This is a genomic window from Flavobacterium croceum DSM 17960, from assembly GCF_002917885.1.
GTDB lineage: Bacteria > Bacteroidota > Bacteroidia > Flavobacteriales > Flavobacteriaceae > Flavobacterium > Flavobacterium croceum.
The window spans coordinates 171,109-186,151 of record NZ_PQNY01000002.1 but is presented as its reverse complement, the minus strand read 5'-3'; the positions used below and the strand labels follow the sequence as shown (position 1 = coordinate 186,151).

The window sequence follows — 15,043 nt, the reverse complement described above, 5'->3', positions numbered from 1 at the left end:
TTGTTAATTTTTGTTGGTAATCAAAACTTGACAATTTTCATTACTTTATTTTTTCGTAAATAACCTTGGATAATGCTTTTGGTATCTCGATTATTTTGCATAGGAATAATGATGTTTTTTAATACATCAATATTGGTAATTTGATAATTTAAATCGTAAAAACAATAACCTTTGTAAATACCATTTTCTATTAGTATAGCACTTCGTTCGTCTACTTTTCTACCTTTGTCTGTAATTACCATATTTTGGTTTTCAAAACTCATTTTGTGCAAAAATTCTTCTACTCTTTGGTTGTATTCATCTGGACTTTCCTTACCAATACACGCTCCATTACATTCTTGTATTTTATATTGAAAGCAACTGTTTTTTGTTTCGTACAAACCATTTATTTTTTGGCATAATTGATAGGCTGATGTAATTTTAAAAAGAGTATTTTTTGCCTCTTGCATACTACTAAAAGAGGTGATTTCTTTTTTTCTACCATCAGCTTTTTGAATTAGCAAACTCAAATAGCCATTATCATCAAGCATCTCATATAGTGCCCATTGAAAAATACTTTTTCTTTGTGCTCTATTGTAAATAGGTTTGTTTATTTTTATTTCTTCACTTTCTTTTAATAAGGCAATAAGTTCGCTACCTGTTTCTTCGTAAGTTACCGTGTAAACGTCGCGTTGTATTTTTTTACTTTTTGAAGAAGTTCCTGTAAAATGTTGGTTGATGCGCTTTTTTATGTTTTTGCTTTTTCCAATATAGATTAAGTCGCCTTTTTCGTTATGAATATAATAAATCCCCGTTTTTGTAGGCAAACTTTCTACAATATCTAAAAGTTTTGGTACCATTCCCGATTTTATTTCGGTTTTAACCATGCTTTTAACGATTTCTTTTTCTACATCTTTTGCCAAGAGCATTTTAAAAAGTTTCACAGTTGCCATAGCATCGCCACTTGCTCGGTGTCTATCTGCGATAGGAATACCCAATGCACGTACTAATTTTCCTAAACTGTACGATTCCATTCCGGGTATTATTTTTTTGGAAAGTTCAACAGTACAAAGTGTTGGTTTTTTAAAGTTGTAGCCAAGTCTATCAAATTCTGTTTTAAGTATTCTGTAGTCAAAAGATGCGTTGTGTGCTACAATAATACAACCTTCGGTAATTTCTATAATTCTTTTGGCAACCTCATAAAACTTGGGTGCCGAGCGCAACATAGCATTATTAATCCCTGTTAGCTTTACTACAAACGGCTGAATAGGAATTTCTGGATTTACCAAACTTATAAATTGGTCTACAACCTCGTGACCATCAAATTTATAGATGGCTATTTCGGTAATACCTTCTTCATTGTATTGACCTCCAGTGGTTTCTATGTCGAGTATGCAGTACATTTTCAATGTCAATATCAATATCAAAAATCAATTACAATATCAATGTCAAAAATCAATATCAATATCAAAAATCAATCACAATGGCAATATTAATATTAAAAATTAATTACAATCTTTAAAACTTTAAAATTGAATTTTTGATTGCTATTGTCATTGATATTGAAACATCATTTTTTATTTATTATCATTTTTGATGCTATTGCTATTAATTCTTCAACTTCCTTTAGAAGCAAAGTTCTTATATTTTCATCACCTTCTTTTATGTAATTTAATATTTTTAATGAATTACGTGATTCTTTTAATTCTTTAACGGCTAAACCTACTTTAAAAATAAAATCCTTATCACTAATTGTTCCTTGTGCTTCACCAAAATTTAATGATGAACTTCCTGAAGATCTGATTAGTTGATTTTTGTAATATTCATTTTCATAAGATTTATTCAAATTCCTTGTAAAGAAAATACATTCTCCAGCAAATCGAACTAATCTATCTTCAAAATTGAAAATTTTATCACTAAAAATACTATTATCTTCCATTGATTTTACATTTTGATTTTTGAAATTGTCATTGTCATTGTCATTGTCATTGTCATTGTCATTGTCATTGAAATTGTCATTGAAATTGTCATTGAAATTGTCATCTTCTTGTTCCAAAGATACTACTTCCAATTCGAACCATTGTGCTACCGCATTGAGTTGCTATTTGATAATCGCCAGACATTCCCATAGAAAGAGTTTCAAGTTTCACGTTTGAGGTTTCAAGTTGCCCTTCAACTGCGGTCAGGGTTACAACTTTATCAAAAATGGTTTTTAAATTTTGGAATTCTTTTTTAATTTGGTCTTGATTGTCTGTAAAAGTTGCCATTCCCATTAAACCAATTATTCTGATGTTTTTTAGGTTTTTGAATTCTTTTGAGGATAAAATATCATATAATTCTTTTTCATCTAATCCAAATTTTGTTTCTTCATCAGCAATGTCTATTTGAAATAAACAATCAATAACACGATTATTTTTTAAAGCTTCTTTGTTGATTTCGTGTACTAATTTTAAGCTATCAACACCGTGAATCAAACTTACAAAAGGAGCAATAAGTTTTACTTTGCGACTTTGCAAGTGACCAATAAAATGCCACTCGATATCTTTGGGTAATTGTTCTTGTTTTTCAACCAATTCTTGCACATAATTTTCGCCAAAAATACGCTGACCAGCATTATACGCTTCCATTACATCTGCAATAGATTTGGTTTTGGAAACCGCTACAAGTGTAACGTGATTTGGAAGTTGAGATTTTATATGGGTTAGGTTTTTTTTTATTGACATTGAATTAGATAAATTTTACTCTGCAAACAGAAATTCCCTTAATGTAGATTCCGTCATAGTATTTTAATTTAATAACTTTATTTTTATACTTTTTTATTAAAGAGTTTATCTTCTTTTTTGTAACAATGAATGAACTTCTTGCTTCATTTTCTAAAATAAATGTTTGAATAATTTTATTACCTACAATAAACTCCATTTTTTTTGAAGTTCTGTTTTCAAAGAAATCATAGAACATGTTAAATTTTAATATTTTAAAGTTTTCTGTTGATTTGATTAAAATTACTTCATTACTTTTTTCAATTTCATTGCTTTTAAATATTAATATTTTATCCTTATAAAGTTGCCAATTGTTAATGGTATCAGTCTCAATTTTTGCATAAGTCAAAGTAGAAGTTAATAATGCAATAAAAAGTATATTTTTCATGTAACATTGGTGTTAAGTGATTTCTCTTTCGTTAAAATGACAAAGAGAGTCTATTTTCTTTTCTCTTTATTCTATTTTCTATTATTTACAACTCATAAATCAATAATCCACTACGAAATTTAGGTTCAATGTAAGTTGATTTTGGAGGCATAATTAAATTGTTGTCTGCCAAAAGCTTAATTTCTGAAATATCACTTGGAAATAACATAAATCCTACTTCAAATTCGCCTTCGTCAATAAGCTCTTTTAATGTTAAAATAGATTGTTTACCTGGTATATATTCTATGCGTTCGTCATTTCGTAAATCTTCTATACCCAAAATAGGATGTAAAATTTTATCGTATAATATTTGAGCATCTAAATTAGACAATATTGAACTTTTATTTTTGTTATTGAAATTGTTATTGTCATTGATTTTGTAAAAAAGCGCATAAAAATTACCATCAAGATACATTCCGAATTCAAATTTATCTTGGGGTTTCCAAAGTTCTTGTTGTTTGGGTTTTATAATAAAATAATCAGATATTTTCTCCAAAAAATCATCTTTACTATGGCCGTTTAAATCTCGAATAATTCTGTTAAACTCATATATTTTTACGTCGCTTTCGGCAATAAGAAAGCTCATGAAATAGTTTAAATTTGGGTTGCCCAAATGCTTATCTTCATCGTACAATAACTCAGCCGATGCCGAGCGATGATGCCCATCGGCAATATAAAGTTCGGGAATTTGTTCAAATTGTTTTTCCAACCAAAAAATTTCATGCTCGTTATCTACTTGCCAAAGCGTATGTATTTCTTTGTTGGTTGTTGAAAAATGATAAATAGGTTGCGATTTCTTTTTTTGTAGTATCCAATCATTTATTTCTACTCTATCAGGGTAGGTAATCAAAACAGGCTCGGTATTAAAGCCTGTTTGATGTAAATAGTCTTTAAACAATTCTACACGATATTGTAGCGTATCTTCGTGTTTTTTGATGATGTTATTTTTATATTCTTCTATAGAAGTACCTGCAACAATGCCTCTAAAACTTTGTGTTTTGGTTTGTATTTGATATAAATAAAAAACGGCTTTTTCTTCTTCTATAAAAATACCATCGTTTTTAAAATCTTGGTATTTATGCGCAACTCCTTTAAAACGTTTGTCTAGTGTTATTTTTTGCGAATGTACATAGGCAGGGTTAATGACATGTAAAAACGAATACGGATTAAAATCTAACCACGAAGCCAATTCTGCAGGCGAATAATCATCGTAGTTACGGCAGGTTACCAACGCTACTTTATCAGGAGTTGGACGAACTGCTTTAAAAGGAATTATTTTGCTCATTTTTTGCTGTCGGCTGTCAGCCTTTAGCTCTTAGCTTAAATATAATTAAAGCTAACTGCTGAAAGCTAATCGCTATTTAAATTGTTTAGAAACTTTTTCTGCTTTTTTACTTTCAGAATAATCGTAGAAACCTTCTCCAGATTTTACACCTAATTTTCCTGCCATAACCATATTTACTAACAATGGGCAAGGAGCGTATTTTGGATTTTTAAACCCGTCGTACATTACATTTAAAATTGATAGGCAAACATCAAGCCCAATAAAATCGGCAAGTTGTAATGGCCCCATAGGGTGTGCCATTCCCAATTTCATTACAGTATCAATTTCATACACACCGCCTACGCCATTGTACAAGGTTTCAATAGCTTCGTTTATCATAGGCATTAAAATTCTGTTTGCCACAAAACCAGGGTAATCGTTTACTTCGGTTGGTGTTTTTCCTAATGCAACCGATAAATCCATGATAATTTTAGTTACTTCATCTGATGTATTATAACCACGAATAATTTCTACCAATTTCATAATTGGTACTGGGTTCATAAAGTGCATACCAATTACACGTTCTGGATGTACTACTTGCGCTGCAATTTGTGTGATAGAAATAGAAGATGTATTGGTAGCTAAAATTACATTGTGATCACAAATATCACTTAATTGCTTAAAAATGTTAAGTTTTAAACCTACATTTTCTGTAGCGGCTTCTACAACCAAATCGCAACCTACCACACCGTCTTTCATATCGGTATAAGTGATTATGTTGCCAATGGTGTTATGTTTATCATCTTCGGTAATGGTTCCTTTGGCTACCATTCTATCCAAATTGGAAGCTATGGTTGCCATTCCTTTTTCTAAAGATTTTTCTGAAATATCAATTAATTTTACGGTAAAACCGGTTTGTGCAAAGGTGTGAGCAATTCCGTTGCCCATAGTTCCTGCGCCTATTACTGCTATTGTTTTCATTTGTATTTTTGTTTCAATTTTCAGGTTTCAAGTTAAGACTGTTTGTTACATTATCAAATTTGCTAATTATTCTCATTCATACTATCAATAATCATATAAGCTACACGTAATGCTTCGGTTCCATCTTCTAATGTTACAACAGGTGTAGTATCGTTGTTTATGGCATCGGCAAATGTTTCTAATTCGTCTAAAATGGCATTGTTTGGTGCTACTTCTGGATTGTTAAAATAAATTTGTTTGCGTTCGCCTTCGGCATTTTGTAGTATCATTTCAAATCCGTTTAAATCTTCTTCTTTTGGAGCGTCTTTCATTTTTACTACTTCGCACACTTTCTCCAAATAATCTACAGAAATGTAAGCATCTTTTTGAAAAAAACGTGATTTACGCATATTTTTCATAGAAATTCTACTCGAAGTAATATTGGCAACACAACCGTTTTCAAATTCAATTCGCGCATTTGAAATGTCTGGAGATTTACTCAATACACAAACACCACTTGCGTGTACCGATTTTACTTTTGATTTTACAACACTCAATATAGCATCAATATCGTGAATCATTAAGTCTAAAACTACAGGAACATCTGTGCCACGCGGGTTAAATTCTGCCAAACGATGCGTTTCTATAAACATAGGGTTTTCTATTTGTTCTCGAACTGCTGTAAAAGCGGGATTAAAACGTTCTACATGACCAACTTGCCCTTTTACGTTGTATTCTTTGGCTAAGGCAATTATTTCTTCGGCTTCTTCGACAGTTGTTGCAATGGGTTTTTCTATAAAAACATGTTTGCCACTTTTTATTGAAACTTTGGCACATTTGTAATGCGAAAGTGTAGGGGTAACAATATCGACTACATCTACAGCATGAATTAATTTGGCTATGGTATCAAATCTTTTGTATCCAAATTCGGTGGCTATTTTTTCGGCATATTCTGCATTTTCATCGTAAAAACCAACCAATTCATAGTTGGAAGATTGTTGTAATAATAGTAAATGTATTTTTCCAAGATGGCCTGCGCCAAGAACTCCAACTTTTAACATAAAGTGTATTTTGAACTAAAGAACAAAAATAGCACATTTGTTATTAACAAAAGAATTGTCTGAAGGAAGTTTTTTAGAATTTTGAATTTGTTTTTTGGATAATTTCATTCTATTTTTACAAAAATAATTACTCCCAAATTGAAAGACACAGCAAAGCATCAAGGATTACGCAACTTATTAGCCAAACAACTTGAAGAAAAAGGAATTAAGGATAAAAACGTTTTGGAAGCGATAAAAAAAATTCCGCGACATTTATTTCTCAATTCTAGTTTTGAAGATTTTGCATATCAAGATAAGGCTTTTCCTATTGGTGCAGGTCAAACCATATCGCAACCGTATACTGTTGCTTTTCAAAGTCAGCTGCTTCAAGTAAAAAAAGACGACAAAATACTCGAAATAGGTACAGGTAGCGGTTATCAAACAGCCGTTTTGGTGGCTATGGGCGCCAAAGTATTTTCGGTAGAAAGACAAAAAGAACTCTTTAAAACGACCTCGTTGTTGTTGCCAAAAATGGGTATAAAACCCAAGCATTTATCTTTTGGAGATGGTTATAAAGGATTACCACAATATGCTCCTTTTGATAGCGTTATTGTAACAGCAGGAGCGCCTGTAATTCCGCAAGCTTTAATGGCACAACTCAAAATAGGAGGTAGGCTTGTAATACCCGTGGGCGAACAAGAACAAATTATGACAATGCTTATCAGAAAAAACGAAACTCAATTTGAAAAACATGAATTTGGTGAGTTTAAGTTTGTACCACTTTTAGAAAATAAAAATTAATTTATATCAATTATAGTAGATGAAAAAAATAGTATTTGTATTGGTTTGTTTGTTTGTTGTTACAGTGAGTGCACAACAACAAAATTATTCTCAAGTTCTTCAATTATTACTGGAAAATAAAAGAACAGAGGCTCGAAATTTATTTGATAAGCAATTTTCTAAATCTAAATACAATCAAGTAGAATTACTTTTTTTAGATGCTCTTATAGACGAAGAAATGGGTAGAATAGAGTATGATGCTACTTTTTTGAAAAACATAGAAAATCTACCTAACGCTCAGTATTATATTGACCCGCTTATCAATTCTAATTTTGTTTGTGGCAATATAAATGGTGAGTATTTTGATGATTTGATGGTTGAAAAAATTAATTTTTTAGCACAATCCAAAGCATTTAAGAATTTTAATATAGTACAATATAGAAAGGCAATATTAGAAAGAAAGAAAAATAACCTAGCCGAAGCAACTACTGTTTTTAATGCGTTTCAAGCTATTAAAAAATGGCAATTTTGCGGTGTGTTTGAAAACCTGAATAGTAGCGGACTAGAAACAGAATACGAACCAGAATATTATGCCAAAAATGATAAGTTATTCAACGCCAATAGTAATGGTAAAGTAGGTTGGTATAATCCAAAAAAAGAGCAAAATGAAATTTACCATTTCTTTTACAATGAAGCAGAATATGGTACGGGTATAATGTATGCTCAAACTTTTGTAACCATTCCCGAAAACAAAACCTATAATTTAAGTTTTGGAACATCAAAAGGGTTAAAAATTTTTGTAAATGATACCGAAATTTATACCAACAACGATACAGGTACCAATAATATTGACGCTTATACTCTTACCATAAACCTTAAAAAAGGTACGAACAGAATTTTGTTTAAAGTAGAAAATGAAAGAGCAAGTTATTTGGCCGTTTTACTCAGAAATTTAGATACTACAATTGCTACTGAGTTGCAATATTCCGATACTTATATGCCTTATCAAACATCTTCATTAGAAGAAATTAATCCACAAGAAGTAAGTCTTCCGTTTGAAAAATATTTTAAAGATTTAGTAGCCAAAAATCCAGATAATGTATTGTATAGAATATTACTTTACGAGGCTTATGCTGCCAATGAGAAAAAAGAACTAGCACAAGAAGCTCTAGAAGGTTTAGATATTAAATATCCAAAAAGCTCTCTAATAATGAAATATTTTAATAAATATTATACATTAATGGATGATTCTCAAAAGGTAGAAGAGATTTTTAAAAATATGGAAACCAACGATAAAGACTATGTTTTATGTACGTTAAATAAAATGAGTGATTCCGATTGGTTAAGAAACGCGCCCTTAAAAGAACTCGAAGAATATAGAGATAAAAGCAAGCAATATAAAGCAATATATTATACCAATATGTTTGATTTTATACTTGCCTCTAGAAATTTAGATAAAGAAAAAATGTTTTCTTTAATGCAAAATCTACTAGACAATTCGCACAATAACATCAATTTTAAACAAATTGTGGCTTCGTTATATTTAAGTCTTAAAGATGATAAGACAAAATATTTGCAAATGCTAGAAGAAATAAACGCATCTGTAGAAGACTATGAAGTGCAAAGAATGCTTATAAGCTCTTACCAAGATGCCAATAGAAAGGAAGATGCCAAAAAACTTATGTTGCAACAAATAAATAAGTACCCGTATTTAAACGATTATAGAAACCGATACATTACTGTATTGAATAACGAAAATAAGTACGATGAAGCATTGCAATATATAGAAGAAAATTTAGCATATTATCCTTATTCATTTGAAAATTTAAAGAAAAAAGCTCAAGTTTATATTGATAAAAAAGATATTAAAAATGCCGAAAAATATATTAGAGAATCTCTTTCGCACAATTCTGGCGACAGCGATTTAAGAGAACGATTGTATGATATTACCAAAGTACACGATGAGATTGAAGATGTAGAAACCAAAGATATTTATAAACTTATTAAAGAGAGAAGAAATACCACTTTAAAAGGAGACTTTGGCGTTACTTATTTACTCGATGAATATATTGTAAATGTATTGCCAGAAGGAGGTAGAAAATCCAAAGTAACCTATGTCTACGAAATCACTTCAGAGAAAGGGATAGAAGAAATGAAAGAATATTCAATATCCAATTATGATAATATTATCAAATCTGAAGTTATTAAACAAGACGGTAGTGTGGTTCCTGCAGATGATGGAGGAGGTACATTGGTATTTACAGATTTAAAAGTTGGAGATGTTTTGTTTATTCAGTATGATCGTTTTGAAAACTCGTATGGCAGATTTTACAAAGATTTTGATGTATCGTGTTATTTTAATTCTATTTACCCAGAAGTAGAAGTAAGTTTTACCATAATCTACCCGCAAGATGTTAAATTTAATACCTATTACAATAATGGTCAAATGCCTTTTAGTACAAAAAAAATAAATGGTAAAAACTGTATGGTTTGGAAAAAAACAAACGTTCCAGCTTTAGCTTTACAAGAACCTTATGCACCTATTTATGGCGATATTACAAACACTTTGCAAGTAGGTACTATACAAAGTTGGAAAGAAATCTCCAATTGGTACGCAGACCTAGTAAAAAAGAATTTAAAAACAGATAAAATAACCAAAAATACCTTTACCGAAATTTTCCCTAATGGGTTTAGTAATCTTTCAGAAGAAGAGCGAGCCAAAAAGATTTACACTTATATAGAAAAAAACATCAACTACAGCTCTCAAGATTTTCGTCAGAGTGGTTATGTGCCTCAAAAACCTTCAAAAACCATTACCACCAAGTTAGGTGATTGTAAAGATGTATCAACCTTGTTTGTTTCTTTAGCACAAATGGCAAACCTTAAAGCAAATTTGGTTTTAGTGCTTACCAACGATAATGGCGATGCCGCTATGGCATTACCAAACAAAGACTTTAACCATTGTATTGTAAAGGTTTGGATCGATAATAAAGAATATTTTCTAGAACTTACCGATAAATATTTGCCTTTTAAAGCTTTACCCATGTCTTTATATCAAGCCAACGCTCTAGTTATTTCTTTTGATAAAACAGAAAACGAAAAAAGCACGATTGTTAAAATACCGTTTACCAATGCTATAAAAAATATAACTACTTCAGAAACAGTAATAAATGTTGATGAAAATTCGAAAACGTTTACAAACAAAATAACTCAACAGGGTGCAGGAAAATCGTATTATAATGAATTCTTTTTACCTTCTACTACAGAAGAAATTAGAAAGAAAAGAATTGAAGAAGATTTTAATCAAATTCTAAAAAAAGTTGTTACCTACAAATATGCCAAACAACTATCAAACGAAATGTTTGAACCAAGTATGCAGTTTGAAACCCAGTTTTCTATACAAGAGCGTTTACAAACAGTTGGAAGTTTAAAAATAATGCCAGTAAATTTTATTCAAAATGTATATACACGAGATATTATATCACAAGATACTAGAAAATATGATATCCGTTACATGAATTATGAAAACACAAACGAATACCACAATACAGTATTTGTAAATGTACCCAAAGAGATGAAAATTATAGAGATACCACAAAACAAAACCTTAAGTTTTAAAGGTCATTCCTATAGTATTTCATACGAACTTACAGCTCCAAATACACTCAAGGTAACAAGAAATGCACTACTATCTTGGGAAAACATAAAACCTTCAGATTATCCTTTGTTTAAAAAATATGTAGAAGAAGTTATTGCTGCCGAAGAGCAAATAGTTGGATTTAAATAAAAAGTATAGTATGAATAATTTGGCACACATTTTAAGCGAAATAAAAAAGATAGTAGGAGAAAACTATGTTTTTACAGACCAAGAAACCTTAAATAATTATGGTCATGATGAAACAGAAGATTTAACTTTTCCACCTCATATAGTGGTAAAACCTGCCAATACTTTTGAAATAGCCGAAATTATTAAACTTGCCAACGAATTTAAAATACCTACTACACCCATAGGAGGCAAAACCGGTTTAAGTGGCGGGGCGCTTTCTGTATATGGAGGCATAGCACTCTCTACCGAGCGATTAAATAAAATAATCGATATAGATGAAAAAAACGTGCAGGTAATTACAGAGCCTGCCGTAATTACCCAAATACTAAGAGAAGCTGTTGCAGATAAAGGACTTTTTTACCCAGTAGACCCAAGTAGTTTAGGGAGTTGTTTTATTGGCGGAAATATCGCTGAAAACTCAGGCGGAGCACGCGCTGTAAAATATGGGGTTACAAAAGACTATGTTTTAAACTTAGAAGTTGTATTGCCCAATGGCGAAATTATCTGGACAGGAGCAAATACATTAAAAAACGCTACAGGTTACAATCTTACCCAACTTATGGTTGGTAGCGAAGGAACACTAGGTATTGTTACCAAAATTGTACTCAAGTTGCTTCCAAAAGTAAACCATAATATACTCATGTTAGTACCTTTTTATAAAGCTGAACAAGCTTGCGAGGCAGTTTCTGAAATTTTTAAAGCAGGTATTACACCAAGTGCTTTAGAGTTTATGGAGCGCGATGCTATAGATTGGTCATTACGGTATGTAGAAGGTATAAGTGTAGCCGTAAAACCAAACCATCAAGCACATTTATTAATAGAAGTAGATGGTAATTATCTAGGTATATTAATGCAAGAAGCCGAAAAAATTGTTTCGGTGGTAGAACAATTTGAAATAGACGAGGTTCTTTTTGCAGATACCGAAGATCAAAAAAATGCACTCTGGAAGATGCGCAGAGGCGTAGCCGAAGCCGTAAAAGCAAACTCTGTATACAAAGAAGAAGATACAGTAGTACCAAGATATGAGTTGCCCAAATTGCTAAAAGGTATTAAGCAAATAGGAGAAAAATATGGGTTTAAATCGGTGTGTTATGGGCATGCAGGCGATGGAAATTTGCATGTAAATATTATTAAAGCAAACCTTTCCGAAGAGCAATGGCAAAAAGAAGTACCCAAAGGCATACGAGAAATTTTTGAGCTTACAGTTTCATTAAAAGGAACCTTATCTGGCGAGCACGGAATTGGTTGGGTACAAAAAAATTACATGGATATTGCTTTTAGTAAAACCCATTTGGAACTTATGGAAGGTATAAAACGTATTTTTGATCCAAACAATATTTTAAACCCAGGTAAAATTTTTCCAGACGAAGATATTTAAAGTCAATTTTCTAATAATTTAAGGGTAAATTTTATACTTCATTAAAATTTACCCTTTTCATTTATAGATATTTAAGTCTTTATCAGTTTTTAAATACCTTTTTAGTTTTTAAAATTTTATCTTATAAATAATAAATTCCAACAGATTATCATTACTATTCTTAAAATCTGTAAAAAAATAAGTAGTACAACTTCTCAAATTTTATACTGTACAAATAAGTGCGAAAGCATAATCAAAAAAAGGTTTATTCACTATTAATGAGTAAACCTTTTGATGTTATTTAGGCTAAAGTATTAAAAACAAATACGTTTTTATATACAGCACATAATTTTCACCATAGCATTAAAATTACAATTCATCTTTAAAATAATACAATTCGGTTACATTGTATTTTTATAATTACTATATTGTATCAACTTTGTGGTATCAAAATAACAAACTATGAAAATATTTTACACTTTATTTCTATGCTTAGGCACTGTTTTGGGTTTTGCTCAAACCAAAATTTCTGGAAAAGTTACCGATACCAAAGGGAATCCAATACAAGGAGCCAACATTTTTGTAGAAGGCACTTACGATGGAGGTTCATCAAATGAAAAAGGAGATTTTTTGTTTGAAACTCAAGCCAAAGGCAATCAAGTACTACAAATTACTTTTTTGTCGTATGAAACCATAAAACAAAATATTGTTATTGAAAGTTATAAACCACGCACCTACATACTAAAAGAAAGTGCCAATACACTCAACGAAGTAGTGATTACAGCAGGTACTTTTGAAGCAGGAGAAAAAGCAAAAGTAACGGTGTTAAAACCACTAGATATTGTTACAACAGCAGGCTCAAATGGCGATATAATAGCAGCGTTGCAAACGCTACCAGGCACAAGTACCGTAGGCGAAAGTGGTAGACTTTTTGTTCGTGGTGGAGAAGCAGACGAGGCACAAACCTATGTAGATGGTTTACGAGTAGCACAGCCTTATGGAGCCTCATCGCAAAATGTGCCTACACGTGGTAGATTTTCTCCATTTCTTTTTAGCGGAATTTCTTTTTCTACAGGCGGATATTCTGCAGAATATGGAGAAGCCTTATCGAGTGTATTATTACTGAATACGAATGATGAAGAGTCGGTAGAAAAAACCGATATTTCGTTAATGACAGTGGGTTTAGGTTTAGCCAATACACAAGTTTGGAAAAAAAATTCACTTTCGGTAAACGCAGCTTATTTAAACTTACAGCCTTATCAAGCCTTAATACCTCAAAATGTTACTTGGAACAAACCTTACCAAACCCTATCTGGAGAAACAGTTTTTAGACACAAATCGGAAGAAGGTTTGTTTAAACTCTATGCCGCCTTTGATGTTTCAAAATTCAACTTGGTACAAGAGAGTATCAACAATCCTAAAAATACAGAAGTAGATATGAACAACCAAAATTTCTATTTAAATACTTCTTACAAATACAACTTAGGTAACCGTTGGCAATTGTTCTCTGGATTAAGTTTTGGTTTGGGCGAAAATAAAATAGGTTTACATGTAGATCGTTTGCACAATACAGAGCACGCTTATCACTTAAAAACGCGATTACGAAAATCGTTTTCCAAACAACTAAAACTCACTTTTGGAGCCGATTATTTCAATACTAATTTCGACGAAAATTACAATGTTTTTCAAACCACAGATTTTCAATACGGATATAAAGCAAACATTGTAGCAGCCTTTGCAGAAACAGATATTATGCTTACTAAAAAAATGCTTTTAAAAACAGGCTTGCGTTTTGCAAACAACGATTATTTACATCAAAGTAGTATTATGCCTAGAGTATCTTTTGGGTATAAAGTAAACAAAACGAGTCAGTTTTCATTGGCTTATGGTTTGTTTGAACAAGCACCAAACCAAGCTTATTTAAAATTTACAAACCAATTGCAAAACGAAAAGGCAGCACATTATATTTTTAGCTACCAATACAACAAAGGAAGTAGAACACTTAAAACAGAGTTTTATTTTAAAAAGTACGATAATTTAATAAAATACAATACAAGATTGGCAGAATACAATTCTACTTACACCAATTTGGGTAATGGCGATGCAAAAGGGTTTGATTTGTTTTGGAGAGATGGCAAAAGCATTAAAAATTTAGAATATTGGTTGTCGTATTCTTATTTAGATGCGCAAAGAGATTATAAAAATTATGCAAACAAAGTAACACCTAGTTTTGCAGCAGCACACACACTATCGTTAGTAACTAAATACTGGATAAACGATTTGCGTTCGCAAGTAGGATTTTCGCATACATTTACCTCTGGTCGCCCTTACAACAACCCAAACGAGAGTGTTTTTATGAACGGTAAAACCAAAGTTTACAACAATTTAAGTTTTAATTGGGCATACCTTATTTCGCAACAAAAAATACTTTATTTTTCGGTTACCAATGTATTAGGAACGCAAAATGTATACGGTTATGAATATGCTAATACACCCAATACAAACGGAATTTACGATAGAAAAGCAATAACACCAACAGCCGATAGGTTCTTCTTTGTAGGCTTTTTCTGGACGATTAGTCAAGATAAAAAAGACAATCAATTGAAAAATTTATAATACTTACAGTTCATCATACAAAATCTACAATTCAG

Annotated in this window: 11 protein-coding genes; 4 read left to right on the top strand and 7 right to left on the bottom strand. The window is 31.3% G+C overall.

The genetic code is table 11. From position 1 onward, the window contains the following. Positions 1 to 20: 20 nt before the first annotated feature. The 7 genes from Q361_RS02365 to Q361_RS02335 all read right to left on the bottom strand — a co-directional run bounded on the left by Q361_RS02365 (position 21) and on the right by Q361_RS02335 (position 6,450). Positions 21 to 1,382, bottom strand: coding sequence for an exonuclease domain-containing protein (locus tag Q361_RS02365; protein WP_103725102.1), 1,362 nt, complete (start codon positions 1,380 to 1,382; stop codon positions 21 to 23). 167 nt (positions 1,383 to 1,549) lie between these two features. Next, on the bottom strand, positions 1,550 to 2,050 hold the full coding sequence (locus Q361_RS02360; RefSeq protein ID WP_245874593.1) for a four helix bundle protein: 501 nt from the start codon (positions 2,048 to 2,050) through the stop codon (positions 1,550 to 1,552). Then, positions 2,019 to 2,702 (bottom strand): YggS family pyridoxal phosphate-dependent enzyme, encoded by a 684-nt coding sequence (locus Q361_RS02355; RefSeq protein ID WP_103725100.1) that lies wholly within the window; start codon positions 2,700 to 2,702, stop codon positions 2,019 to 2,021. The genes Q361_RS02360 and Q361_RS02355 overlap by 32 nt, the downstream gene beginning before the upstream one ends. A 4-nt stretch (positions 2,703 to 2,706) precedes the next feature. Further along, complete coding sequence (locus tag Q361_RS02350) at positions 2,707 to 3,126, bottom strand: hypothetical protein (RefSeq protein ID WP_103725099.1); 420 nt, start codon at positions 3,124 to 3,126, stop codon at positions 2,707 to 2,709. 85 nt (positions 3,127 to 3,211) lie between these two features. Next, positions 3,212 to 4,450 carry a DUF1015 domain-containing protein gene (locus Q361_RS02345; RefSeq protein ID WP_103725098.1) on the bottom strand — a complete coding sequence of 413 codons (1,239 nt, stop codon included), beginning with the start codon at positions 4,448 to 4,450 and terminating at the stop codon, positions 3,212 to 3,214. Positions 4,451 to 4,522: 72 nt separating this feature from the next. Further along, entirely contained in the window at positions 4,523 to 5,410 is an 888-nt protein-coding gene (locus tag Q361_RS02340; RefSeq protein ID WP_103725097.1) for a 3-hydroxyacyl-CoA dehydrogenase family protein, read from the bottom strand. 62 nt (positions 5,411 to 5,472) lie between these two features. After that, entirely contained in the window at positions 5,473 to 6,450 is a 978-nt protein-coding gene (locus Q361_RS02335; RefSeq protein ID WP_103725096.1) for a Gfo/Idh/MocA family protein, read from the bottom strand. A gap of 138 nt (positions 6,451 to 6,588) precedes the next feature. On the opposite strand from Q361_RS02335, the gene Q361_RS02330 reads away from it, so the two are divergent. The 4 genes from Q361_RS02330 (at position 6,589) to Q361_RS02315 (ending at position 15,008) form a co-directional block, all read left to right on the top strand. Continuing rightward, positions 6,589 to 7,230, top strand: a complete 642-nt coding sequence (locus Q361_RS02330; RefSeq protein ID WP_103725095.1) for a protein-L-isoaspartate(D-aspartate) O-methyltransferase — start codon at positions 6,589 to 6,591, stop codon at positions 7,228 to 7,230. A gap of 19 nt (positions 7,231 to 7,249) precedes the next feature. Then, the gene (locus Q361_RS02325; protein WP_103725094.1) at positions 7,250 to 10,996 is read left to right on the top strand and encodes a transglutaminase domain-containing protein; all 3,747 of its coding nucleotides are present in this window, start codon (positions 7,250 to 7,252) and stop codon (positions 10,994 to 10,996) included. 10 nt (positions 10,997 to 11,006) lie between these two features. Further along, positions 11,007 to 12,413, top strand: coding sequence for an FAD-binding oxidoreductase (locus Q361_RS02320; protein WP_103725155.1), 1,407 nt, complete (start codon positions 11,007 to 11,009; stop codon positions 12,411 to 12,413). 441 nt (positions 12,414 to 12,854) lie between these two features. Next, positions 12,855 to 15,008 (top strand): TonB-dependent receptor, encoded by a 2,154-nt coding sequence (locus Q361_RS02315; protein WP_103725093.1) that lies wholly within the window; start codon positions 12,855 to 12,857, stop codon positions 15,006 to 15,008. Positions 15,009 to 15,043: the final 35 nt, after the last annotated feature.